Source organism: Spirochaetota bacterium, from assembly GCA_040756435.1.
Lineage (GTDB): Bacteria > Spirochaetota > UBA4802 > UBA4802 > UB4802 > UBA4802.
Genome location: JBFLZD010000048.1, coordinates 1 through 24744, shown reverse-complemented (window position 1 = coordinate 24744; position 24744 = coordinate 1). Strand labels below are relative to the sequence as shown.

The window sequence follows — 24744 nt, the reverse complement described above, 5'->3', positions numbered from 1 at the left end:
GCGACGAAGCAATCTCATAGTTTTATTGAGATTCTTCGCTCAGAAAGACAATAAATAATGCACGCATAGCAGTGTATCGAGGTGACCGCATATAACCAAACCCCCGGAGGGGTGACATTATTATAGCAGTGTAAAATTATTATATGATTGAAAAATAAAAAAAAGCCGTCCCATAGTTTGTTTTGAGACGGCCCCATGCATTCTGGAAGAGTTATGATACTACAATCAAGAATTACTTTCTGCTTCCTGAGGCTGTTTGCTATTTAATGATTCAATAAATTTTACTTGCGATGATACAAGCTTAAGCTTTGAACGGGTTTTACCGGTGTCATCCTGCCATCTGTCCTGTTTTAACCGGCCTGTTGCCTGAATCATGCGCCCCTTTTTAATGTTTTCAGCACAAAGGTCAGCCAGCTTTTCCCAAGTTTCAATATCAATAAATGAAGGCTTGGGCTTGGCTTCTCCTTTTACGGGATGATCCATTGCTATAGCAAACATGCATACAGATTTACCGGTTTTTGTTTTTCGTAAAATAGGATCATGAGTAACTCTTCCTTCCAGATCAATTGGTTTTGACATACTATCACCTCTTTATAGTAAAATTTTTGGTAAAACGTTTCATTATATACAACGCATGAGGTTGGAAAAAATAACGGGTGTGTGAAAAATTTTTTAAAAAAATTAAAAAATTTTTATTACTTTTTCTTTTAAAAAGCTTCTGTGATACATAGAATATGGGGAATAAATGTTGTTTGCACAAACTTTTTTGATTTATAAAAAGATATAATTCTGTTGACCTTTTGTATGCTTTACACATGGTGTATTTTAGATGTTAAAATTTTCTGGAGGATATATATGGCTGAGGAAAAAAAGTCACCAAACCAAGAATTACAGGAAAAGATAAGTATAAAAAAAGAAAGCGCCTGGATACAATTGAAGGATAAGGTTGATAGCATATATAGCTTTGGGGAGGAATATAAATCATTCATTGGCAAAAATAAGACGGAACGGCTGTGTATTCGCACCGCCATTGAGATGCTTGAAAAAGCTCATTGTTCTTCTAGTAACACAAAAGATGCCTTAAAACCTGGTGATGCAGTATATAAAAATATAAAAGGCAAAAGTTTAGTTGCCTGCAAAGTAGGCTCTGACCCCATGAATGTGCGAATAATTGGCGCTCATGTGGATTCGCCGCGGCTTGACTTAAAGCCCTATCCGCTTTACGAAGACGCTGAGGTAGCACTTTTGAAATCTCATTACTATGGGGGCATAAAGAAATATCAGTGGGTCAATATACCGCTTGCAATCCATGGTGTGGCATTCACCAAAGAAGGAAAGACAGTAGAAATACACATAGGCGAAAATCCCGATGAGCCGCGTTTTATAATCCCTGATTTGTTGCCACATTTGGCCAAAGACCAGATGAAAAAAACCGGGGAAACCATCATAGAAGGCGAAGACCTCAATATTGTCTTTGCTCATATGCCTGTAGATGATAAGGATATTAAAGAAAAGATAAAATTTAATGTACTAAAATACCTTCACTCTACGTATGGACTGATAGAAGAAGATTTTGTTGCCGCTGATATTGAGCTAGTTCCAGCTTTTGCACCAGTGGATATAGGTATTGATCGCGGGCTTATTGCAGCATATGGTCAGGATGATAGAGCGTGCGCATATACCGCACTGAGGGCATTGATTGACTCAGCTGATTGTAAGGAGACTGTTATACTGTATTTAGCTGATCGAGAAGAGATTGGGTCAATGGGCGATACTGGTGCAGAAAGCTTTGTGTTTATCAACTTTATGCGAGAGTATATACGGAAAACTGGTATTACCACAACGTGGGATGAGCTACTTGAAAATGCCCTTGCAATTTCTGCTGATGTTACAGGGGCACTTGACCCCACATTCAAAAGTGTTAATGACCCCAACAATGTTTCGTATTTGGGACATGGGGTGAGCATTGAAAAATACGGTGGCCGAGGTGGGAAATATTCTACCAGCGAAGCTCACGCAGAATATATGCACTATTTGCGTTCACTGGCAGATAGACATGGCATACCCTGGCAAACAGGTGAACAGGGTAAGATAGATATTGGCGGAGGTGGAACTATTGCCATGTTTATGAGTCGTTACGGCATGGATTGCGTTGATGCAGGCCCCTGCATGTTGGGCATGCATTCACCCTTTGAGGTAACATCCAAGGTTGATATTTACTGCACATATTTATTGTATAAGGCTTTTTTTGAGGATGCGCGATAGATAATTTCATATTTTGCTTTTTATATTTGTTAGCAATTATGCTAATTCTGGTCAGAGAATAGTCTGGATATTAATTCTTTTACATCCAATGCTATGATGTTTTTATCAATAGTATACGGCATAGCTGTGTTACATACTATATATGCTGCGGATACTCTCTCTTTGCCATAGTAATCAATAAGCGCAAAAATGTTTTTGCAATCTTTTATTGTGGGATTCTCAGAAAGTTTACATTCTATAGCTATGATTTTTCCTGAAGCATGTTCAATAATAAAATCTACTTCTTTGCCCTGTGTATTTCGCCAATAATAGAGGTTTGTGCGCCTTCCATAAAACGAATAATGTTTTATAATCTCATTTGCAACATAGTTTTCAAAAAAATATCCTGCCATAGAAGAATTTTGTAATTGTGATGCCTGCTCAAAGCCACACAAAAAGGCAGCTAACCCTGTATCCGTAAAATAAATTTTTGGTGATTTTATTATTCTCTTTCCTCTATTGGCAAAGTATGGTTCTACTAAAAAAATTGCACCTAATGTAGTTATGACAGACAGCCACTTTTTTGCAGTATTTACCGAAATACCAATATCCCGTGCTAAATCAGTATATGAAAGTAAATTGGAAATTCGCAAAGCACATGAACGCAAAAAAAGGTTAAACTCCCGCAAATCTGTTACATTCAAAACATTACGAACATCACGCTCTAAATACGTTGCTACATATGAAGAGTACCATAGGTTATAATTTTTTTGTGAAGCATATAATTCTGGATATCCGCCTAAAAAAATAAAATTGCTTTGCTCTATAGTACAATGATTACTTACCTCAAAATATGAAAGAGGATATAACTGTAATAGTGCACATCTACCTGCTAAACTTTCTTTAACTCCTTGCATTAGCGAAAAATTTTGTGAACCTGTGATTATATATTGACCATTCTGTCTTTTTTTATCTATGGCAATTTTTAAACCCTGGAAAAGTTGTGGAACATATTGAATTTCATCAATAATAAGAGGGGGATTAAAGCGTGTAATAAAATCAATTGGATTTGTGGCTGCAGCTAATTGATTTGCAGGTAGATCAAGGGTTATATATGAAGCAAGCGGAAACATTTTTTTTAATAGAGATGTTTTCCCTACCTGTCGTAATCCTGTGATAAGCAGCGCAGGGAACTGATTGAAAGCCTGTGTAATGAGGGATTCTAGTTTTCTTTCAATCCACATGCGGATATTTTGCATTCCAAATGCAAAATGTCAACACATTTTAAGGATTTAATCTGCTATGCAAAATCTCCATTATTTCCTTAATAAGCCCTAAGTATTCATTCTGTGCAGTTACAAACTCTTTTACCAGTGGCTTATCTCGTAACGCTTCGCGAAGCGTGACAGATGCAGGGTCATTTTCAATGTCTATTCCACCTGCTTCCATTTTCTGGTTTAACTTTTTACCGTGTTCAACCAGGCGCGATAGTAACTGTAAAGCTTCTTCATCTTCATTCATTTGTTGTAATAGTGAAAAATAGCGTGTTGCCACAGGATGCTCTGCGATGCTATCGGCTAGTTCTATTGCTTTTTGCTTTATATCTTCAATATCACTCATTATTTATTTCCTTCTTTTTTATAGATGGAATCAAAAAACTCTAACACGGGTACCACTTCACTGTTCCAGTAGATAAAATCATGGCCGCATGCGCAGTCATTAAATGTAATAGTAATATCTGGTTTTGCTTTTTTCAATGCTTCATAAAAAATTTTTGTCTGCTCATATGGAACAATGGTGTCCTTTGTACCATGACCTAAATAAAGAGGTATGTCCCATTCAGCTATCATTGCAAAAGGGTTATCGACCTTTTCCCAGCGTTCTTTATAGTATTCATAAGGGCCATACAGTGCTGTCATCAGCTTATCATACTTCATACGTGTTTGATCAAAATCACCAGAAAGCGATGCAGCAGCCTTAAATATGCCTTTATTGTACAGGGCAGTGAGCACTGCACCTCTTCCACCAGTGGAAAGTCCCATAACAGCATTGAACTGGCTGTGTAAAAGCATGCCTTGATTCTGTAAGTGGGGAATACAAATCTCTTTTATCCATTGCGATCCTGGCGTTTTTGCCCATTTGCGCTTAGTTTCGGGATAGTAGTGTGATTCGTAGATAGTCACCGACATCTCAGGCAGGATAAGGTTGTATCCTCGCTTTGCTGCTTCCTGCTGCAGTGATGTTTCTTGTATCCATCGTTTGCGGTTGAAATTCCATCCTGGCAAAACCAGGATGTTTTTTCTACAGTTACTATCGCTTATGATAATATCAATGGGAATTGTTTTAGCAGGATTTACGGCTGCATCAGGCAAAAAGATGGTATGTAGCCCCGGTGCAAGCGTACACTGTGCATGCAACTGGTGTGAACAACACAAAATGCAACCGGTGAGTATTATTAAAAGAAAAAATTTTTTCATTGAACGCGTTCTGCCAGCATCAGATTGGAATTGCCAATACCACTGTTATATCCATATGAGAAAGGCAGTGGCCCCTTAGACAGGGTGTCAAACTTTTCTTTTAATTCTGGCTGATAGCGATGTGCAAACAGTGGTACTGGTTTGGTGTAGACTCCAAAGAATGTAAATCTCCACTGATAGGGGCTGAAAAACTTAAGCGCCACACCGGAATCATCCTGTAAAATAAGGTCGCTATGTTGCAACGTGAGGTCACGAATCTTGGTAAATTTGTTGTCGTTATGCATGAGGTATGACGCTGATTTTATGATGGTGGTGTAGCGCGGGTACGATGCAAGGTGTGGTATAAAATTAGTATAGGTTGATAATGAGTTATCAATAACATTGATCTGGAAATACCGCACCCGTTTGATATAACCAGTGTTGTCCTTGAAAAAAATCTCTGCGCCAGGTATGTATTTGTTTTGTTTCATAACAGGTGGGGTTGTTGTTATAAGGCTATTATCATCAATCCAAATTTTACGTGCATTGATCACTTCATAATCAAGCTGCCCCAAAAACCACATGATGATGCTTATCATACTGTTAAATTCATTGGTGCTCACTTCCTGCTGCATATCGATGGTTTTAAAAAAGTTCATATTGAGTATTTCATTAAGCGATGCACGCAAACCCAAAAGCCCTGAAAATACACGTTCCTTATTTACTGTGTGAGGGTCAGGAATATTGCCGCAAGGTTCAAGTCCAAACATGATATATTCATCGCCATCAGGGAAAAAAGCAATAGCATTTAAGATGTCGGGGCCGCTGAATGGGTAAAAGATAGTCTTATTATAGTGTACAGGCAAATTTTGTTTTCGCCATTTTTCAATTGCATCCAAGTTTTTCTGCTGTAGTCGTGCCCAGCTTTTCTTTAATTCATCCACATAGGAAAGGTAACGTTTATCAGTAGTAAGTGGGAAAAGCGAAGAAGAAGGGGATAGTGGTTTACCTGCTAAAAATCGTGTGGCTTCAACAAGTTTAGTATCAATGGGTGTTGCAGCAAACGGTGATTGTGTGCGTGCTGATGAATTGTTATACAGACCACATGATATGATGCAACTAATTACAAATAAGAGAGAAGCACTTTTTAATTTTGCCATAGATATCCCTTTTAAATAAATGTGATTTTTTTAGTTGCATCTGTATGTATGCAGATTATCGTTTATGTCAATAATTTTATTTAAAATACAGTACTCCCCCGTGCCTTTCATAGCAGGTTTGAACACTTTCATCTGGTGCACGATAAACAATTGAGGTTTAGATAATTATTTTACTGAAAACAATGGGAATGTAGATCCACCTTCCGTAAACACAGCTACCGTTGCTTTTTTGCCTAAGTGTTTAAGGCCTCGTTCAATCACTTCCTGCGGCTGATTAAACCGTTCAAAGAATCCCAGGGCCTTAACCTCGGTATCTGATAGTGAAGGGACATAAAAATAGAGATTGTGCGCACGTATAAGCTGCATTGAATAGTAGGTTAAAAACTTCTGCTCAACATCAAGGCCAGGTTTAACTTTTTCAAGAAATCCAAGTACCCGTGCGGGGCCTAATGTTCGCAAAATTGCACGTGTTAACCACAGTGGTGTTGATTTGTCGGGTAGTGGAATATCATCAAGGCCGCGCTCGGCACGCAAAAAACCCATAACAATGCCTTTTGGCCGTAAGGCAGGAAGGGTATTCCCTACGCATTTCATGCTCTGTTTAAAGTTAATGTCCATAGGGGCTGAATTGGTTATAATACCATCAACCTGTTTGTGTAATGGCAATCCACATATTGTTTTGGTGAATGCAACTGCTTCTCTGTGACAGTGAATGGGGTGACCTGCAAAGCAGGCAATGATGTCCTTATTACTATTGAGAACAACGTTAATACAAAATACTTCGGCTTTGATCATATTCAATGTTTCTTCCAGGTCAAGTCTGAATGAGTTGTGTTCTGGGTCAACGGCAACTCTGTTAAAACGGTATGGTGGTTCGGCAATAATTGCATGATGATTTCCAATGGTTTCAGCGTATGCAACGCCAGGCAGTATATTTTTAAGTCCACCGCCAAAGCCTGCCCACAGGTGTGGCTCCACAAGTCCAATAAGAATAATAAAATCAGCATCTTTCAGATGATGGTTAAGATATACTTCAACGCCATGTGAGGTCTTACCAAAATATGCGTTTTTATTTTTATCAAACGCATCGTGGTTTTCCCACTGCACCTGGTTAATATTTTTCTTACCAATCTTTTCTTCCATTTCTTCTTTTTTCATTGGGGTGTGAATACCCAGTGCAGGAATAATAATAGCATTATTCTTTGCGGTACATCCCGCCTTTTTAAGTGCATCCAGAACAATATCAAAAAACTTATAGGCAGGAGTGGGGCGGGTATTGTCATCTACTATAATTACAACTTTTTTATTTTTTAATGCGTGTTTTTGAATAGGTTTTGCATCAATAGGGTGGGTCAGTGCTTTGGCAACAATGTCTTTTTCATTTTGTTTTTTGGGCGATAGTTCATGCTGCTGTTGCTGTGGAATAATTACATCCCAGGTATCAGGAAGATCTAAAGATATGTGTGAAGCACCCCATGGTAAATCAATTTTCATGGTAACCTCCAATTAATTTATTTTTTATTTTTATACAATGTTATATAACGTATGTCAATATAATTTAGAGGTGAGTATAAAGCTCTGACCCCTTACAATAATTTCACCCCTTCGGGGTTTTATAGTGAATAACAGGGTGTCATTCTGAACCATGTCCTGAATTTATTTCAGGATTGATTCAGTGCAGTCATCCTGAACTTGATTCAGGATCCAATCACAATGCTCTGACCCCTTACAATAATATCACCCCTTCGGGGTTTGAATGATGTTGTGATGAAAATAATATGCTATGACCCCACTAATGATCTTACGTATCATCCTATCCATTAAGGATCTGCCGCAAATCCCACTATCTCTCAAATAACTCAGCGTATTCTGCGTAATGCATTACTTTGTCTCACGCAGAGCGTCTATGTTCTAACCCCATTACAATAATAGAACCCCTTCGGGGTTTGAATGATGTTGTGATGAAAATAATATGCTATGACCCCACTAATGATCTTACGTATCATCCTATCCATTAAGATTCTGCCACAAATCCCACTATCTCTCCCATAACTCTGCGTACTCTGCGTGATGCATCAGTTGGTCTCACGCAGAGACCGCAGAGATGGTGAGAGTGAGGCTTTGACCCTTACAATAATTTCACCCCTTCGGGGTTTGAATGATATTGTGATGAAAATAATATGCTCTGACCCCACTACATACCACTACAGCAGCATAAAAGCATATTTACAGGAAGATGCTGATGTAGGAGTGCCAATAGACCATCATGATTACTTTGTACAGTTAGGGGAAACCTTTGACGAAAGGGTGGCTGTGTTTATGGAGTATGAGGAATATTATAAAAAGAAGTATTCCATGATACTTGGGTGGGTGTGAAAAATAAGGGTCAGAGCTTAATAATTATTGACAATAAATAATCAACCACACATCTATTCACCCATAAACACTTTATGGGGTTTTCCAGTGCATTCTAAAGAAAGTGCCATTTTACTTATCTCATGTCCTGACAAAAAGGGGATTGTGTATAAAATCTCCCATTTTATATATTCCAATAATGGAAATATTGTACGATCTGATCAGCACGCAGATGAGGCGTCAGGAACTTTTTTTATGCGTATTGAATGGGACTTAGAAGGTTTTGGCATAGAAAAAAACAGGATTATAAAAGCATTTGAGCCAATTGCTGCTGAATACCAAATGAGCTGGCAATTGCATTTCTCAGCAAGAAAGCAGCGCACAGCAATCTTTGTTTCAAAAATGGACCATTGCCTGTATGATATTCTCCTGAAAGCAAAAGAAGGCGAAATTGCCACTGATATTGCCTGTATAATCAGCAATCATGAATCATTAGGTACTATCGCCAAATATTTTGACATTCCCTTTTTTGTTTTCCCAAAAACAAAAGAAAACAAGCTGCAGCAAGAACAAAAAGAATTGGCCATACTTAAGGATTTGGATATTGATTGCATTGTGCTTGCCCGCTATATGCAGATACTATCTGCACATTTTGTTTCACATTATCCCAACAAAATTATTAATATACACCATTCATTTTTGCCAGCATTCAAAGGTGCGAAACCATACCATCAAGCATATGAGCATGGTGTTAAAATCATTGGAGCCACCAGCCACTACGTTACCGAATTGTTAGATCAGGGACCTATTATTGAGCAGGACGTTATACGAGTATCGCATAAAGATTCAATTGAAGATATCATCCGTAAAGGTAAAGATATTGAAAAACTGGTACTGTCACGAGCACTTAAAAAACATTTGGAACACAAGGTACTGGTTTACGCAAATAAAACAATAGTGTTTGATTAATTTATTTGCTGCTCTCAAGGCAGGCATCATACTTGACAGCATTCTCATCCTTCAAAGGTACTTCACCCAACTCTTTATATATTTCAAACAGCAAAGAATATGCTTCACAGCGCAAGCTGTCAATTGCAATGGCCGTTTTGCTCAAATTTATTGCCTGCTTGATGAAATAGTCACGCCGTTTTGGATGTTTAAACTCAAAGTACACATGGGCAAGTGTCAGAAGAACATCGGTATCTGTAGGATATACTTTTTTGCAATCTTCAAGAATCTGGATAGCACTATCAATTTTTTTTTGTACCCTGTAACAATGGGCAAGCCCCAAATACGCCGCTTTACTTACAGGATTTATTGTCAGTACCTTTCTATAGTGAGCTTCGGCAGTATCATAATCCTTTTGTGCAGCGTGTGCTTTTTCAAGTTCAGGTTGTGTTTGCTGTAGTGTCATTTCATTGCACAAAGTAATATGGTACATTGCACTTTTATAATTTTTCTGCACATTATATATGAGAACCAAGAAGTAATGAGCATACACATCGTTTTTTTGGGCGATAGCTCTTTGTAAATGGTCAATTGCTTTTGAATATTCACTGAAAAAATAATACAATTTGCCAGCTTCTAAATGAATATCAGGCTGGTTATCATTGATTGTCAGAGATTCTATAAAATACTGTAAGGCTCTGACCCTATCGTTATAATATTCCAGATAAATTTTTGCCAGTAAATTAGCCGCTTCAAAATGTTTGGGGTCAGAGCTTAACGCTAACTCTAAACTTTCTATTGCATAATTATACATCTGATGCGTGTACTGAATGAGGGCCTTTCTATAATAGAATGCGGCATCATCTTCAGCATACATTTCTGAATTGTTATAGGCGATAGTTACTGTGAAAAAAAATATTGCAAAAAATTTTTGTATTGACATTTTATAAGCCCTTCATTAAGTGTACACGCATAACAATTGGTCAGGTAGCTCAGTCGGTAGAGCAGGGGACTGAAAATCCCCGTGTCGGCGGTTCGATTCCGTCCCTGACCAATTTTTTATTACTCTCCACATTGTTACATCCATTATTGAAAACATCATACTAACTGTACATAATGTATATCGTATGCGCTCATCCAAAAGCTATATAATTTTGTTGTATTATTTTCTTCTTAGTTGGCTACTAACTTGGATGCTCTGACCCCAAACACCATTTCCTGCTGTGCAAAATATTTTAACTTATACACAATAATAGAATTGACAGGTGCCGGTATTGCTTCTATATTCCTAAAATATCTGTTATGAATAAAATTTGTGGTCACCGCATTAAACTCACGAGTGGATTTCTTTTATATTTTTTTAATATTCATGCTTTTATGAAAAATTAGCGTTTAAATATCAAATTTTCAATTATTTCACACCATTTACCATATGCATACAAAGAAAATACGCGGACATAAAAGGATCCATCGAACTATTGAAAGATTTAAACATGCCATTTTGGATATTGATATATATACATATATAAAAAAGAACAATAGAATATTTATTACACTAGATATTCACCCCTGGAATTCACTTTCAGTAACAAACAGCATTGTGCCCCAGCCAAAGGGCAAAACAAAGCTGTACATGCTTAAGGCTTTGCTTGATATATATGACTATTGCCATTCACAATTACAGCAACTTAGTGAACCTTATTACTGTAAATTGTGGCTTTTTGAAAGATTTTTTTCACATTCTCAAATTGTTTGTGCCACTGGTATATTTATTGATTATTATGAAACAACGTTTAGGAAATTAGTGCAGAAAAAACACTATCCATATGATAATTTTACTCTATACAACGAACAACTGAAACAATTTACCTGGCAGATCTTTATCAATGAAATAGATATTCAAATGGGATCCAATGATTTCAACCCAATGAAAAAGCAATTCGATATTGTATGGATTGGCAGCAAAGGATAAAATAATGTTAGATCAAAAACTCCTGACAGTATTTGAAAAGGAACATCCACAATTTGGCGCATTGCTTCTCATTATGCTCCCTGTTCATAGTGCTGGAATGATACTATCACAGGTGCCCATATCAATGGCTTTTGAATTAGTTTTAAGGATTATTAATACACAAAATATTGATACTGACATATTAGAAAAAATTACAAGAAAATTATACCCGGAATTTGATATTGCTATTGAACGTCTTTCAATAGATAAATATGATGTCATACTTGAGATCCTTTTACATACCGATTATATACGGAGAAGAGAAATCATCCTTGAACTGCGTGAAACGCAGGGCATCTTTTTATCCTATCCTGGTGTTTTAATTATTGAAGATATATCTAAAATAAACCCTTCACTGCTATGTCATATTCTCAGCAAAATAAAGTTGGATGAGATAACCACCATACTACGAATCACTCCTGAAAACATAAAAGAATTAATTTTTTCATGTTATTCTAAGGAAGAGGTATTGGAAATTGAGTCAAATCTTGAATGGGCTGGTGCAGTTCCCCTGGATACTATTGCCCATACATGTCAGAAAATAGTAACCTTAATTAACAATGTAATATAATTTTTTTACAGCAGAAAATTTATCCTGTAAATATAAATGGATTACATGCTTTGACATTGCTACTCCAAAATAATTTCAGCAATTATTCCATAAAAATTTCATAATGAATATAGTGTACACCCAAGGGTGTCCCAAAAGACACCTCTTTGCAATGACTTTTGTTTTCCTGTCATTGCGAGGAACGAAGTGACGAAGCAATCTTGCTTTTGAGGGGCATTGAGATTGCTTCACTTCGTTCGCAATGACATTGCGCTCACGCCATTGCATGCCCTACAGTTTCTTTTGAGACGGCCCCGGTGTACACTATTTTATATTTTATTCAAATTTCCACATTTAGGAATAATTAGTGAAATAATTTCAAAATTTTTTTTATAATCAAATAATTTTTTTAATGAAAAAGCGTATATATAGATAGCTACCAAAAATTTATTTTCAGGAGCTATCTATGAAAAAATACTTTATTTTACTGTTTATTTTAATCGTTTCCTGTAGTAATACTGGCAAAGATGAAATGAGTATACCTTTTCAGGATTTGAATGCTGCCACTACTTCATGCATAGTGGTTTATAATGCAAATGGGGCAGAAGGCAATCCACCCATTGACACCACTACCCACATGCCTAATGATATAGTAACTGTTTTAACCAACACCAATCTTGCCATAGAAAATCAAACATTCATAGGATGGAGTTTTTGCAGCAATTGTTCAGCTGATATTTTAAAACCTGGATCAACATTTGTTATCACTGCATCAACAATGCTGTACGCATGTTTTACCGCACAAGCCTATTCTGTCATCTATTTACCAGGTGATGCTGATGGTGGAACACCCCCCATTGACAGCAACTATTACTGTGCTGGTGAAAACGCAATTATACTGGCAAATACAGGAAATCTTTATAAACAAGGATATCGATTTGATAGTTGGTTTGATACCAGAAGTCAAAGCCATTATATTCCAGGCCAATCAATCACAATACAAAATAACAACATAGAATTTATCGCTCATTTCACTCCAAAACCGTTAACCGTCACCTATGATGCAAACGGCGCTACTACCGGAACTGTTCCCGTAGATTCAACATTTTACGAGCAAGGAGAGCTGGTAACTATCGCACATAATACTGGCAATTTAGCAATAATTAATAAAGATGGTGTATCATACTGCTTTGATTATTGGGGCGATAGTTCCAACAATGTATACGTTCCTGGTAATACATATCCCATTGAGAAATCTTTAACTTTATATGCTTGCTACAGACCGTTTACTATAGGGGATGGTGGTCCTGGTGGTGGATGTGTGTTCTATGATAAAGGATATTATAGCGATAGTTGGCGTTATTTAGAAGCTATGCGCTACGATATCAGTTCATCAGGAATTGTATGGGAACAGCAACTTCAGGCAGGTCAATATCGTCAAACAGGAGTAACTGCTTCTGACATTGGCACAGGATATGCAAATACGTGTACTATTATTCAGGCGCTGGGAGAAGGTGACTACGCTGCTTATGCATGTGCACTATGTTCTGATGGCTGGCATTTACCATCAAAAGACGAATTGCAGTTACTGTTTCACCATAAATCAATGATAGGAAATTTTACCAGTTACAACTATTGGAGTTCCACAGAGTCCACAACAAGCAAAGCCTGGTGTCAAAATTTTAACAGTGGAACACAAAGCATACAGTATAAAAACAGTACCTATAGAGTGCGTGCAATTCGACAATTTTAAAATGTTTACCCTTTGTTTCTTGACAAAAAATATTGGAAATTCCACTATTTATTTTTAACCATTGAAAGCAATATACCTGGGCATATTTAATAAACGGTTGTTACTTGAATGTTGCCAATGGTATTCTACGTGATGCACTTATTTTGATAGTATTTTGAACATGTTGTGGCAATATTACCCAATGAGTTAAAAACAATTAATAGTGAAACCACTTGTTAGATAAGCCCAATAAACTCCATAGCATGTAAAAAGAGGTTACCATGATAGATCCAAAGATTGTGCGCGAAAATATTGACCTTGTTAAACACACAATGAAAATTCGTAAGATGGAAGATGCTGTTGATATTGCAACATTGGAAGAGCTGGATAGCAAAAGACGATCCCTTATTGCGAAGATTGATGAACTCAGGACCCAGCGTAATACACTTTCAAAGCAGGTAGGTGCATTAAAACAAAAAGGGGAAAATCCTATTGAATTAATGGAAAAAGTGCGCGGCATTGGCGATGAAATTAAAAAATACGAAGATGAAATTGCAAGCATAGAAGAAACATACAACACATTGATGCTTTCCATTCCCAATATTTTGCACGAATCAGTCCCCTTAGGCAATGATGAAACTGATAATGTTGTGGTCCGTACATGGGGGCAAAAACCGCAGTTTGACTTTACCCCAAAGCCCCACTATGACCTGGGCACAGAGCTTAACATCCTTGATTTTGAGAGGGGTGTTAAAATTGCAGGGGCACGCTTTTATGTGTATCGTGGTTTGGCAGCACAGTTAGAGCGCGCTATCATAAACTTTATGCTGGATTTACACACCAAGAAGCATGGTTATACTGAAGTATTTGGCCCTTTTATTGTGAATGATGATAGTATGATTGGCACCGGTCAATACCCAAAATTCATGGATGAGTATTATCGTATTGAGCGTGATGCCTTATCCTTAATACCCACTGCTGAAGTAACCCTTACCAACCTTTACCGTGATGAAATACTTGATGGCAAAGATTTGCCCATCTATGTCACCATGCAATCAGCTTGCTTCAGGCGTGAGGCAGGTGCAGCTGGTAAGGATACCCGCGGTCTTATCCGTGTCCATCAGTTCCAGAAGGTAGAGCTTGTTAAGTTTGTTGAGCCCCAGACTTCATTTGATGAGCTTGAAAAGCTCGTTAATGATGCTGAAGAAGTGTTGCAGCTTTTAAACTTGCATTATCGCGTTGTGTTACTGTGCAGCGCCGACACATCCGCATCTTCATCTAAAACTTACGATATTGAAGTATGGATGCCAGGCTTAAACCGCTATGTGGAAATATCATCGTGTTCCAATTTTGTTGACTATCAGGCACGCCGTGCACGCATACGCTATCGTAAAAAAGAAGGTGAAAAGCCAGTATTTGTGCATACACTTAATGGCTCAGGATTAGCCGCAGGACGTACCCTTGCAGCAGTAATGGAAAATTATCAAACCAGGGATGGCAGCATAACCATTCCCGAAGTACTAAAACCATATTTAGAAAAAACAATATAAATGCTGCAGATACACGCAACAACCTTTGCAGCTGCGCGACAGGCACTCGCAGTAGCGCTGGTGATGCAAAAAGAATGTGCCATAAGAATTGACCCTTTATTGCAACAGCACATCCACTACAACCGCACCTTGCAGGCAATCGTTGCAGTGTTACATCATCTACACGTTTCCTGCACATATCATAACGGCATTATCACTGTATCTTCCCAGAAGCTGCCTGCATGCACAGCTACTATCGCTCTGCATTCGTTTTGCCCTGTGACTGACATCTATTTAACTATCGCACCCGCACTATCGTGTAATAGCGTGCAGTCGGATATAACGTTCATAGGTGTCACCCACTGTCAATACACCCATTCAACAGGTTTTGTCCGTTTTGGCCTTGCACCTGTGCTTTCACAGTTTGGATGTTACACGCACATGGCCACAAAAAAATTTGGTTTTTATACAGCAACTGGCAACGCAGTTGCCAAAATATATCCTCAGGTAAAACGTAAAATGGGGACTCAAAGCTCTGCAACACGAATTACAGGCATACGAATATATATTGCCAATATTGATCAGGAATTTGCTTTTCATCAAAAAAGAGAACTTTGCAGGGCTCTGGCATTAAATGAAGACATTGTGGGCATCATGCAGGTGGCAAATGTCACTAACCATGGTAATGCCATCGATGTATTTTTTTCTACCGGGGATATACCTTCCATGTTGTCATTTACCATGCCGTTGTACGATGACAATGGAACTTTTGTGTTTGAAGACACTATGATGCATGAATTTTTACATACAGTTATAAACACCTGCCTTCAAAGTTATGAATACATACCGTTACCCGTTGTAGAAGAAGCACTTCCGTTTTTACTTGCGGCAGGCTATGATGTTATTGTAGCAGAAAGATTACATCCAAAAATTGTGGAAAGTGAAGTATATACAATGTGTAAAGAGTTTAGAGGTTAATTCCCTATTCCTGTTTTTCTTCTTCTATTTCCCCTAAAATTTTATCTAATTCTTTCTTTTTTTCTTTTTCCACAAGCACCTGTTCATTGGGGATAATCTTGAAATACTGTAATGTGGTGGTTAGTTTAAGAAGGCCCATGATCTCCTGATTTACATTCATCAGGAAAAAGTGATACCCTCTGGCATTAACTTCTTTCATGAGTTTCACCAGCCATCCCAGTGCAGAGCTGTTAATATAGGGTACCCGCTCAATGTTCAGCACTACATTTATAAAATTATCCGGTAGAGTGTCCTTTATTGCATCTTCAATTTCCGTAAAATTATCGTAGGTGATATCTCCTGTTACATCATAAATTACATAGCCGTAATTTATTCGCTGTTCTACTTTCATAATGCTCTGACCCCTAAAATAATTTTACCTAATCACATTTCGCAGAACATGATGAGAAAGTTGAGATGTAAAGGTTATAAAGCTTTTCTCTCCTCACATTTGCTGCGTTCTCTGTGTGAAACTTTCTTCCTCCATTTGTTCCCTGCATTCGCTGCTTCAGTTGCTGTCACAAACCAATATTAGCCACTTTATTTATTCTTTCAACTAAATTGGCAACCAGTGTATCCTTATCATCAAAATACATATCAACTGCCTGTTGTGGACACACCTGCACACACCGCCCACAGCCTTTGCAATCTTCACCTATTACCGCAATGCCATCTTTCATCTGTATAGCAGCAACAAAGCAGCGCTGAGCACATATACCGCAACCATTACATAAATCCAAATTAACACGAACTGTAACACCTGGCAATTTTTTATATGCCTTATTGAGGTTTTCACCACGTTTTTTCATGTGCGTGCGGTACAGGCAACAGCAATCATCACAAAAGCATATAAACATGAGCTTGTTAAACGGCACCGACCAGAATGCAACGGGGTCTATCCAAACATGTGCCACACTAGCCACAAGGCCAGCCTTTGCTGCTTTTTCAATGTGTTCCAGAGCCTCCGTGACAGTTGCCCTGTGACCGTGCGACGGATGAATCTTGTGGCTTGCCTCGCCCAACGCCATGCACCCAATGGTATGCGGATGGTTGGAGCAGTTCAAAAGGCTTCTGCAGATGCATTCATCTAATATAAAGATATGATTTACCCGAGCAACCACCTCGCTTAACACCTGCACCGGCAGAGTGACACTTTTAGCAGGAGCTATCGCCACATTAATAGGAACTGCTGTTACCTCATTATAGGGGTATTTAAAAAAAGGATTTATGATATGTTTGACAATGGGGAATGCACTGAGGCGCTTACCAAGGATCATAATTGGCCATGAAAGCGCTACAGCAACTTTTACAAATAATTTTGATGGTCCATATTTAAACATGGGGTTATCCTTTTAGTATGCCTTTGTTAAACGGCAGCCACCACGTAAAACCAAACAAAAATGTTTTGGTGGCGATAGTTACCGATGAAAGTTTTCCTTTAAGGAGCTTCAATGTGTATGGAATTTCCCCACAGTGTAGTATCAACAGTGCAATAAGTAACACTGCCCTGTAGTCTGAATCCGGGAACAAAAAAACAAGTCCAACAGCGCAAGCCCAGAGAACAAGTGCACCTATCATTAAAAAATACCAGAAATACTTGTGTGATGTCATGTGTTCCTCCAATAAAAATAATAAGGGAACTTCTAAAAACTGTTTTTTTGGATGTTCCCTTGTGGGCACAATATATAGAATAAAATCGTTTTCTTTTTATTGTACCCGTAATGATGAAAGCGTTTTTTAAAGGTGCCTAAAAATTCACTCGTACTGCACATAATGCTTAATGCGTGCATTGATTTCTTCTATTGCTGTATCAATGTTATCTATTGTTATCGTTGTTGCACCGTTGGGGCACACCTGTGCACACCTGCCACAGCCTTTGCATACTGTATCGTTATGCACTGCCTTACCATCAACAATGCGTATTGCATCCATAAAACATTCATCGACGCAGGTGCCACACCCAGTGCATGCATCCAAATGTACAGATAGCGTAATGCCTTTAAGCCGCACAATTGAACTGGCTGCCTCCTGTGGCAAATATTTACCTGAATTTAGTATCGTGCAGCAGCATCTGCAGCAAAAGCACATGGTTAAAAGCCTGCCGGTATCCTTTACTCCCCAAATCAGGTTGTCAATCTTTACCCTTCCTATCATGGGAATAAGCCCATCTTCAACACACTTATGCAAATGAGCTATCGCCTCATCAACTTCAACATGACTTGCTATACGCGGATCAATTTCCATTGCGCCCTGCCCCATAAGTAAACAGGCGTAGTCAATAGGATGCTCTGAGCACTTTTTTGCATCCCGGCATGTGCAGCGTTTAATGATTACTCTATGTGCAGAGTGCCGAATGATTTCTTCAACAATGCGTAACGGCACAGGAGTGCTTTGCGGAGCGATAGTTATATTTATTGGTATATAGGTTATATTAAGATTTTTTTTACTGAAAAAAGGTACCAGTGTTTTTGCTACCAAAGGGCCAATAATTTTACTCTGTGTGGCTTTAGCACTTATCCAGGTTATTGGCCATATCTTTGCAAGAACATACAGCCACCATCCGGGTCGTTTTGACATTTAACCCCCTTTTTATACTATAAATTATTCATAATGTAACCGTATCCTCTAAAAAAGTCAACTACTAGATAACTTATAAGGCTCTGACCCTTATTTTTCACACCCACCCAAGTATCATGGAATACTTCTTTTTATAATATTCCTCATACTCCATAAACACAGCCACCCTCCTGGCAAAGGTTTCCCCTAACTGTACAAAGTAATATGATGGTCTATAGCTACCCCTACATCGGCATCCTCCTGTAAATATGCCTTTATGCTGCTGTAGTGGTATGTAGTGGGGTCAGAGCATAGGCTCTCCCCATCTCTGCGGTCTCTGCGTGAGACAAACTGATGGATCACGCAGAGTACGCTGAGTGCGCTAAGTTATTGGAGAGATAGTGGGATTTGTGGCAGATCCTTAATGGATAGGATGATATGTAAGATCCTTAATGGGGTCAGAGCATACTACAAAACCCCGAAGGGGTGATATTATTGTAAGGGTCAGAGCATTGTGATTGGATCCTGAATCAAGTTCAGGATGACTTGTTGCCTATATGTCATACCGGGCTTGACCTGGAATCTTTATCCTCATCAATAAGATCCTGAATCAAGTTCAGGATGACTGCACTGAATCAATCCTGAAATAAATTCAGGACATGGTTCAGGATGACACCTGTTATTCACTATAAAACCCCGAAGGGGTGATATTATTGTAAAGGGGTCAGAGCCTCACTCTCCCTATCTCTGCGGTCTCTGCGTGAGACAAACTGATGCATCACGAAGAGTACGCTGAGTGCGCTGAGTTATTGGAGAGAAAGTGGTATTTTGAGGAGGCAAATCCTTAATGGATAGGATGATACGTAAGATCCTTAGTGGGGTCAGAGCATATTATTTTCATCACAACATCATTCAAACCCCGAAGGGGTGATATTATTGTAAGGGTCAGAGCATTGTGATTGGATCCTGAATCAAGTTCAGGATGACTGCACTGAATCAATCCTGAAATAAATTCAGGACATGGTTCAGGATGACACCTGTTATTCACTATAAAACCCCGAAGGGGTGAAATTATTGTAAGGGTCAAAGCCTCACTCTCCTCTTCTCTGCGATCCCTGCGCGAGACAAAGTAATGCATCACGCAGAGTATGCTGAGTTATTTGAGAGATAGTGGGATTTGTGGCAGATCCTTAATGGATAGGATGATATGTAAGATCCTTAGTGGGGTCAGAGCATATTATTTCCATCACAACATCATTCAAACCCCGAAGGGGTGATATTATTGTAAGGGGTCAGAGCATTGTGATTGGATCCTGAATCAAGTTCAGGATGACTGCACTGAAACAATCCTGAAATAAATTCAGGACATGGTTCAGGATGACACCCTGTTATTCACTATAAACCCCGAAGGGGTGATATTATTGTAAGGGGTCAGAGCCTATATAAGCCTGTACAAATATATTTGATTTGACAAAAGAAGATTTTTATTTACTCTAAAGTTTTGGAAATAATATTCAAAAAATGATTCCAGATATGAATGTACTAAATATTATTTATAATAGCAAATTAGAGTAATTCAATTATGGAAGAGAACATTAAAGAAAAAATAAATAAGATTATCCAACTACTTATAGAAAAGACTAATCCTGCAAGAATAATATTATTTGGTTCAAGAGCAAAGGAAACGGCACATAATGGTTCTGATATTGACATTGCATTAGAAGGTGTGCAAGAATTATCAGTGCGTGATTATCGCTTGCTTAAAGAAGAAATTGATAAGGTTAGCGGATTGTATTCAGTTGATATCGTTTTAATTGATAAGGTTGATAATAGTTTTAAAAGAATTATTAAAGATACAGGAGTTATTCTATATGAAAAAAAGTGATATTTATATTGCTATAGAAAAGCTTGAGAAAGCTGTTACATCATTACGTGAAGGTGTAAATCAGACGACCACCGATTTGGAAAGAGATGGTACCATTCAGCGTTTTGAATTTACTGTAGAATTATTATGGAAAACTTTGAAAATTATATTAACCTATTATGGTGTTGAATGTAATAATCCAAGAACATGCATAAAAGAAGCATTTAGAAATAAACTTATAGAGGATGATGAGATACTATTAGATATGCTTGAGGATAGAAATGCAAGTTCACATATTTATCATGAAGACACGGCAAAGGAGATTTTTGAACGGATTAAAAACATTTATGCAAATATGCTTGAACGAGTAGTCCAAATGGTTAAAAGTAGTATTAGGTAGTATAGTATTTTTATTTGCTATAACAAGAATAGAATACCTAAAACATAAACGGGAGGTTTACCATGTCATTACTAAAACTTACTGCAGATGTTATAGTTATTGGCTCAGGCCCTGGGGGGGCCACAGTTGCTCGTGAACTATCGCACGCTGGGAAAAAAGTTGTTATACTGGATAAAGGAGCTGATCACCGCGGTCGCATTTACTACGGGACATATCCTGGTGCAATGCTATACTCTGATAAGATGAGCCTGCTTTTTACAAAAGAGGGACTTAATATCATAAGCCCAATTATGGTTGGCGGTGCAACCAGTATGTACTGTGGTTGTGCAGCACCACCGCCTGCATGGCTAAAAAAACGCTATCATATTGATATTGATAAGGAAGTAAATGAAACAATTCAGGAACTGAATATACAACCACTCCCACCACAGCTTCGTGGAATAGCTTCAACTCGCATTGCACAGGCTGCCAATCAACTGGGTTATGAGTGGTTTCCACAGCCAAAGTTTATGAATCCTGAGCGTAGTAAAAATTTCCATTGTACAGCCGCCTGCATGTTAGGATGCAGGTGTGGCGCAAAATGGAATGCTGCAGAATGGGTGGATGAAGCGTTGCAGGCTGGGGCATCATTATATACTCATGTAAAGGTAAAGAAGATACTCCATGATGGAAGATCTGTACACGGAGTTGAAGGCACTATAGGTGGAAAAAATTTTATTGCCCATGCTCCATATGTAGTAGTTGCAGCAGGAGGTATTGGAAGCCCACGCTTGTTGCAGGCTTCTGGATTTAAGGATGCAGGTAAAGGCATGACCATGGATGTCACTGTCATGGTGTATGGCACAATCAATGATAAGGGCATTGGAAAAGAGCCGCCAATGACATGGTCATGGGAAAATGATGCAGATGGCTACATGCTCTCAACGCTTATTGACCCGTGGCTACTGTATCCGCTGGCGGCAGTGCGTGTTGGTGTAAAACCGCTGTTACAGTGGTTTCAGTGGAACCATATTCTGGGGGTAATGATTAAACTGAAAGATGATATAGCCGGTGGAGTATATCCTGACGGAACTATCTCCAAACCGCTAACACAAAAAGACAAAGAGCGCCTGGCAAAAGCACGTGCGGTGTGTGAAGCAATACTTAAAAAAGCAGGTGCTCCTGCTTCATCAATCTTCATGCGTCCATTGATTGGCACTCACCCAAGCGGAACTGTTCGCATTGGTGATATGCTTGATACTAATCTTCAGACAAAGATTGATGGTTTGTATGTTTGTGACGCAAGCAGTTTTCCTGAATCACTGGACCGTCCCACGGTGCTTACTATCATTGGATTGGGCAAACGCCTTGCAAAGCACCTTATAAAAAGACGATAGAGGTGCGATATGAACGGACTAAAACGGGTACTTGGGCTTCCGGCGGTAACCTTTATTGCAGTAGGGTTTACCATTGGGGGTGGCGTTTTTGTATTTACAGGCATAGTGCTGAAAATGGTGGGGCCTGCTTTGCCGCTTGCATACCTTTTGGCTGTTGTTCCGGTATTTTTAAGCATGCTACCACTTGCAATGTTAGGTTCAGCAATTCCATCGGTGGGTGGCAACTATAAGTATCCAAGCCGTATGGTTTCACCGGGCATTGCGTTTGTCGGTATATGGATATATGTGCTGGCAACATTCTTTGGGCAGATTCCTTTGTACAGCATTTCATGTGCTCGTTACATCAGCACCTTTTATCCGGAATTATCGCTTAAAATGTGTGCGATAGTTCTTGTGACATTGTTCTATATTGTAAACCTTATTGGCATTAAGCCAGCAGCAACGGTGCAGGCCATCATGGTGATAGTGTTGCTCAGTGCATTGCTGTTTTTTTCGTTTAGTGGTATTGCGCGGTTTGATGCTACAAATCTTGCCAATTTTTTTGAAAAAGGGGTAGGGAATCTTCTGGTAGGCGTAGCATTGTTGACCTTTACGTATTTAGGATCTAATGGCATTATTGAATTAGGTGGTGAAATACAAAATCCAGGCACCACAATACCCAGAGCATACTTCATTACATTTCCTGTTGTCACAGTAGTCTATTTTTGTGTGGCTATAGCTACAGCTGGCAGTATGCCCTGGCAAAAAACAGCACAGGAAGCAGAACCCTTGATCTTTTTAAGCAGGTCGTTTTTAAACAATGCCGGTGTCATGTTTTTTATTTTAGGCGGGGCAGTGCTGGCACTTACCACAACACTCAATGCATTGTTCATTGTTGGAACAAAGTCGCTTTTAATAATTATACAGGATCAATTGTTGCCATCATGGCTTGGCAAAATACATGCAACATTTGGAACACCGCATATATTGCTTACCGTAATCTGGATGTTGTCTATTGTGGGAATAGTGTCTGATCTTTCCATGGAAACATTTGCTTCATATTCGGCGCTGGGTGGCATAATCATATTCCTGCCAATTCTTATAGCTGCACTACGGTTCCCGCGCTTATATCCTGAAAAATACCAGAAGGCAGCATTTAAGCTTAAAGGTGCATGGCTGTATATATGTGTTATTGTTGGTTTTGTGCTGATACTTTTCTTTTGCCTTGTGATACTTATTGACCTTAAAACCATGTTTAAGATTGGATTGTTTATTGTATTTGTTTTAAGCGGCATCAGTTACTATTACTTGCGAAAGCGCTATTTAGCGGCACAGGGCATTCATCTTGAGGCAATTACACAAAAAGAAGATTGGGGGTAAGCTGTGAATGGGTTGCCATTATACGAAGTGTTTCCTGCCTTACAAAAACTACCTTGGGTGGAATTGGGGAATTTCCCCACACCGGTTCAAAAACTTTCATCATTAGGGCACGATAGTTTATGGATTAAGCGCGATGATGTTTCATCCGGGCTGTATGGCGGAAATAAGGTACGAAAATTGGAATTCACATTAGCGGAGGCGATAGTTACTGGAAAAAAGAAAGTTGTGACAATGGGAGGCATAGGCACAAATCATGGGCTGGCTACTGCTGTTTTTTGTAAGCACTTAGGGATTGGATGCCGGTTGCTTTTATTCTGGCAACCTGTAACAGAATATGTAAAAAGGAATCTGCTTTTATTTGTACGCTATGGTGCAGAAGTACACTATTACAAAACCATGCTAAAAACAGGCTTTATGTTTTACACTAAGGAACGGTTAGTACATGATGCATACTTTTTATACGCTGGCGGTTCTTCACCATTGGGGACAGTGGGATTTGTCAATGCTGCTTTTGAATTAAAAAGTCAGATAGAAAATGGTGAAGTGCCTGAGCCTGATTATATTGTATGTGCATTGGGTTCGGCTGGTACCATGGCGGGTTTATGGTTGGGTGCAAGGCTGGCCGGCTTAAAAAGTACCGTGGTGGGAGTCAGGGTAACTGACAGGTCGCTTGGGCCTGTGCCAATAGCCAATGAAAAAAGTGTACTGTCATTGATTAAAAAAACATATTCATTAATGAATAACGTCACACCGTTGCCACACATTAATTTCACAACACCTGTTATATTGCATGATTGGTGTGGTGAAGGCTATGGCTATCCAACCGGCGCTTGCTTAGATGCTATCGAAACAATGAAAACTAATGAACATATACAACTTGAACCAACCTATACCGGCAAAACCTTTGCAGCCGTTTGTGATATGATTCAAAAAAAAGAATATGCTAACAAAACCATACTGTACTGGCATACGTATAATTCAGTAGATTTATCAGAAGAAGTTAAAAAGGCTAATTACCGCAATTTACCACAAAGCTTGCATTGGGTGTTTGAGAATTCTTGTGGATTACAATAAGTATTGACATGATACTGTAAATGCGCTACTTTTTTTATCATGGAACGTGGTGATACGATAATTGAGTGCTTAAATCAATTTTTTAAGAATAAGAATAATGTTGAAAAGGTGCT

The 24744-nt window shown here is 38.7% G+C and carries 25 protein-coding genes and 1 tRNA gene; 14 read left to right on the top strand and 12 right to left on the bottom strand.

The window, feature by feature from the left end; all coding sequences use genetic code 11:
- Window positions 1-225 precede the first annotated feature (225 nt).
- Window positions 226-579, bottom strand: coding sequence for a single-stranded DNA-binding protein (locus AB1444_12640; protein ID MEW6527494.1), 354 nt, complete (start codon window positions 577-579; stop codon window positions 226-228).
- A gap of 276 nt (window positions 580-855) precedes the next feature.
- Between AB1444_12640 and AB1444_12635 the strand changes: the two genes are divergently transcribed.
- Window positions 856-2265: an aminopeptidase gene (locus AB1444_12635; GenBank protein MEW6527493.1), complete on the top strand. Its 1410-nt coding sequence runs from the start codon at window positions 856-858 to the stop codon at window positions 2263-2265.
- A 41-nt stretch (window positions 2266-2306) separates the two neighbouring features.
- On the opposite strand, the gene AB1444_12630 is transcribed toward AB1444_12635, so the two are convergent.
- From AB1444_12630 to larA, 5 genes are all read right to left on the bottom strand, one after another.
- Complete coding sequence (locus AB1444_12630; protein ID MEW6527492.1) at window positions 2307-3488, bottom strand: ATP-binding protein; 1182 nt, start codon at window positions 3486-3488, stop codon at window positions 2307-2309.
- Window positions 3489-3528: 40 nt separating this feature from the next.
- On the bottom strand, window positions 3529-3864 hold the full coding sequence (locus AB1444_12625; GenBank protein ID MEW6527491.1) for a YlbF family regulator: 336 nt from the start codon (window positions 3862-3864) through the stop codon (window positions 3529-3531).
- Entirely contained in the window at window positions 3864-4721 is an 858-nt protein-coding gene (locus AB1444_12620) for a prolyl oligopeptidase family serine peptidase (protein ID MEW6527490.1), read from the bottom strand. The genes AB1444_12625 and AB1444_12620 overlap by 1 nt, the downstream gene beginning before the upstream one ends.
- Window positions 4718-5860 (bottom strand): hypothetical protein, encoded by a 1143-nt coding sequence (locus AB1444_12615; protein MEW6527489.1) that lies wholly within the window; start codon window positions 5858-5860, stop codon window positions 4718-4720. Before AB1444_12615 ends, AB1444_12620 begins: the two co-directional genes overlap by 4 nt.
- Window positions 5861-6025: 165 nt before the next feature.
- On the bottom strand, window positions 6026-7354 hold the full coding sequence (larA, locus tag AB1444_12610; GenBank protein MEW6527488.1) for a nickel-dependent lactate racemase: 1329 nt from the start codon (window positions 7352-7354) through the stop codon (window positions 6026-6028).
- Window positions 7355-8029: 675 nt separating this feature from the next.
- On the opposite strand from larA, the gene AB1444_12605 reads away from it, so the two are divergent.
- Complete coding sequence (locus AB1444_12605; protein MEW6527487.1) at window positions 8030-8236, top strand: hypothetical protein; 207 nt, start codon at window positions 8030-8032, stop codon at window positions 8234-8236.
- Window positions 8237-8323: 87 nt separating this feature from the next.
- A complete protein-coding gene (gene purU, locus AB1444_12600; protein MEW6527486.1) occupies window positions 8324-9184 on the top strand; it encodes a formyltetrahydrofolate deformylase in 861 nt (286 codons plus the stop codon).
- Window position 9185: 1 nt separating this feature from the next.
- On the opposite strand, the gene AB1444_12595 is transcribed toward purU, so the two are convergent.
- A complete protein-coding gene (locus tag AB1444_12595; GenBank protein ID MEW6527485.1) occupies window positions 9186-10106 on the bottom strand; it encodes a tetratricopeptide repeat protein in 921 nt (306 codons plus the stop codon).
- 38 nt (window positions 10107-10144) lie between these two features.
- On the opposite strand from AB1444_12595, the gene AB1444_12590 reads away from it, so the two are divergent.
- The 6 genes from AB1444_12590 to AB1444_12565 all read left to right on the top strand — a co-directional run bounded on the left by AB1444_12590 (window position 10145) and on the right by AB1444_12565 (window position 15963).
- Window positions 10145-10217 (top strand) — tRNA-Phe (locus AB1444_12590).
- Between the two features lie 447 nt (window positions 10218-10664).
- A complete protein-coding gene (locus AB1444_12585) occupies window positions 10665-11135 on the top strand; it encodes a hypothetical protein (GenBank protein ID MEW6527484.1) in 471 nt (156 codons plus the stop codon).
- 4 nt (window positions 11136-11139) lie between these two features.
- Entirely contained in the window at window positions 11140-11745 is a 606-nt protein-coding gene (locus AB1444_12580) for a FliG C-terminal domain-containing protein (protein ID MEW6527483.1), read from the top strand.
- Between the two features lie 445 nt (window positions 11746-12190).
- Window positions 12191-13477 (top strand): InlB B-repeat-containing protein, encoded by a 1287-nt coding sequence (locus tag AB1444_12575; protein MEW6527482.1) that lies wholly within the window; start codon window positions 12191-12193, stop codon window positions 13475-13477.
- Between the two features lie 260 nt (window positions 13478-13737).
- A complete protein-coding gene (gene serS, locus AB1444_12570) occupies window positions 13738-15006 on the top strand; it encodes a serine--tRNA ligase (GenBank protein MEW6527481.1) in 1269 nt (422 codons plus the stop codon).
- Window positions 15007-15963, top strand: coding sequence for an RNA 3'-terminal phosphate cyclase (locus AB1444_12565; protein ID MEW6527480.1), 957 nt, complete (start codon window positions 15007-15009; stop codon window positions 15961-15963). It abuts the gene before it with no gap.
- Between the two features lie 4 nt (window positions 15964-15967).
- Here AB1444_12565 and AB1444_12560 read toward each other — a convergent pair whose 3' ends face one another.
- The 5 genes from AB1444_12560 to AB1444_12540 all read right to left on the bottom strand — a co-directional run bounded on the left by AB1444_12560 (window position 15968) and on the right by AB1444_12540 (window position 19606).
- The gene (locus tag AB1444_12560; protein MEW6527479.1) at window positions 15968-16354 is read right to left on the bottom strand and encodes an STAS domain-containing protein; all 387 of its coding nucleotides are present in this window, start codon (window positions 16352-16354) and stop codon (window positions 15968-15970) included.
- Between the two features lie 166 nt (window positions 16355-16520).
- On the bottom strand, window positions 16521-17342 hold the full coding sequence (locus AB1444_12555) for a 4Fe-4S binding protein (GenBank protein ID MEW6527478.1): 822 nt from the start codon (window positions 17340-17342) through the stop codon (window positions 16521-16523).
- A 4-nt stretch (window positions 17343-17346) separates the two neighbouring features.
- Window positions 17347-17613: a hypothetical protein gene (locus AB1444_12550; GenBank protein ID MEW6527477.1), complete on the bottom strand. Its 267-nt coding sequence runs from the start codon at window positions 17611-17613 to the stop codon at window positions 17347-17349.
- Between the two features lie 144 nt (window positions 17614-17757).
- Window positions 17758-18579 (bottom strand): 4Fe-4S binding protein, encoded by an 822-nt coding sequence (locus AB1444_12545; GenBank protein MEW6527476.1) that lies wholly within the window; start codon window positions 18577-18579, stop codon window positions 17758-17760.
- A gap of 823 nt (window positions 18580-19402) precedes the next feature.
- Window positions 19403-19606 carry a hypothetical protein gene (locus AB1444_12540; GenBank protein MEW6527475.1) on the bottom strand — a complete coding sequence of 68 codons (204 nt, stop codon included), beginning with the start codon at window positions 19604-19606 and terminating at the stop codon, window positions 19403-19405.
- A gap of 534 nt (window positions 19607-20140) precedes the next feature.
- On the opposite strand from AB1444_12540, the gene AB1444_12535 reads away from it, so the two are divergent.
- The 5 genes from AB1444_12535 (at window position 20141) to AB1444_12515 (ending at window position 24631) form a co-directional block, all read left to right on the top strand.
- The gene (locus tag AB1444_12535) at window positions 20141-20443 is read left to right on the top strand and encodes a nucleotidyltransferase domain-containing protein (protein ID MEW6527474.1); all 303 of its coding nucleotides are present in this window, start codon (window positions 20141-20143) and stop codon (window positions 20441-20443) included.
- Complete coding sequence (locus AB1444_12530; protein ID MEW6527473.1) at window positions 20430-20822, top strand: nucleotidyltransferase substrate binding protein; 393 nt, start codon at window positions 20430-20432, stop codon at window positions 20820-20822. Before AB1444_12535 ends, AB1444_12530 begins: the two co-directional genes overlap by 14 nt.
- Before the next feature lie 62 nt (window positions 20823-20884).
- On the top strand, window positions 20885-22198 hold the full coding sequence (locus AB1444_12525) for a GMC family oxidoreductase (protein ID MEW6527472.1): 1314 nt from the start codon (window positions 20885-20887) through the stop codon (window positions 22196-22198).
- A 9-nt stretch (window positions 22199-22207) separates the two neighbouring features.
- Window positions 22208-23557 carry an APC family permease gene (locus AB1444_12520; protein MEW6527471.1) on the top strand — a complete coding sequence of 450 codons (1350 nt, stop codon included), beginning with the start codon at window positions 22208-22210 and terminating at the stop codon, window positions 23555-23557.
- A gap of 3 nt (window positions 23558-23560) precedes the next feature.
- On the top strand, window positions 23561-24631 hold the full coding sequence (locus tag AB1444_12515; protein MEW6527470.1) for a pyridoxal-phosphate dependent enzyme: 1071 nt from the start codon (window positions 23561-23563) through the stop codon (window positions 24629-24631).
- The last annotated feature ends 113 nt before the right edge of the window (window positions 24632-24744 follow it).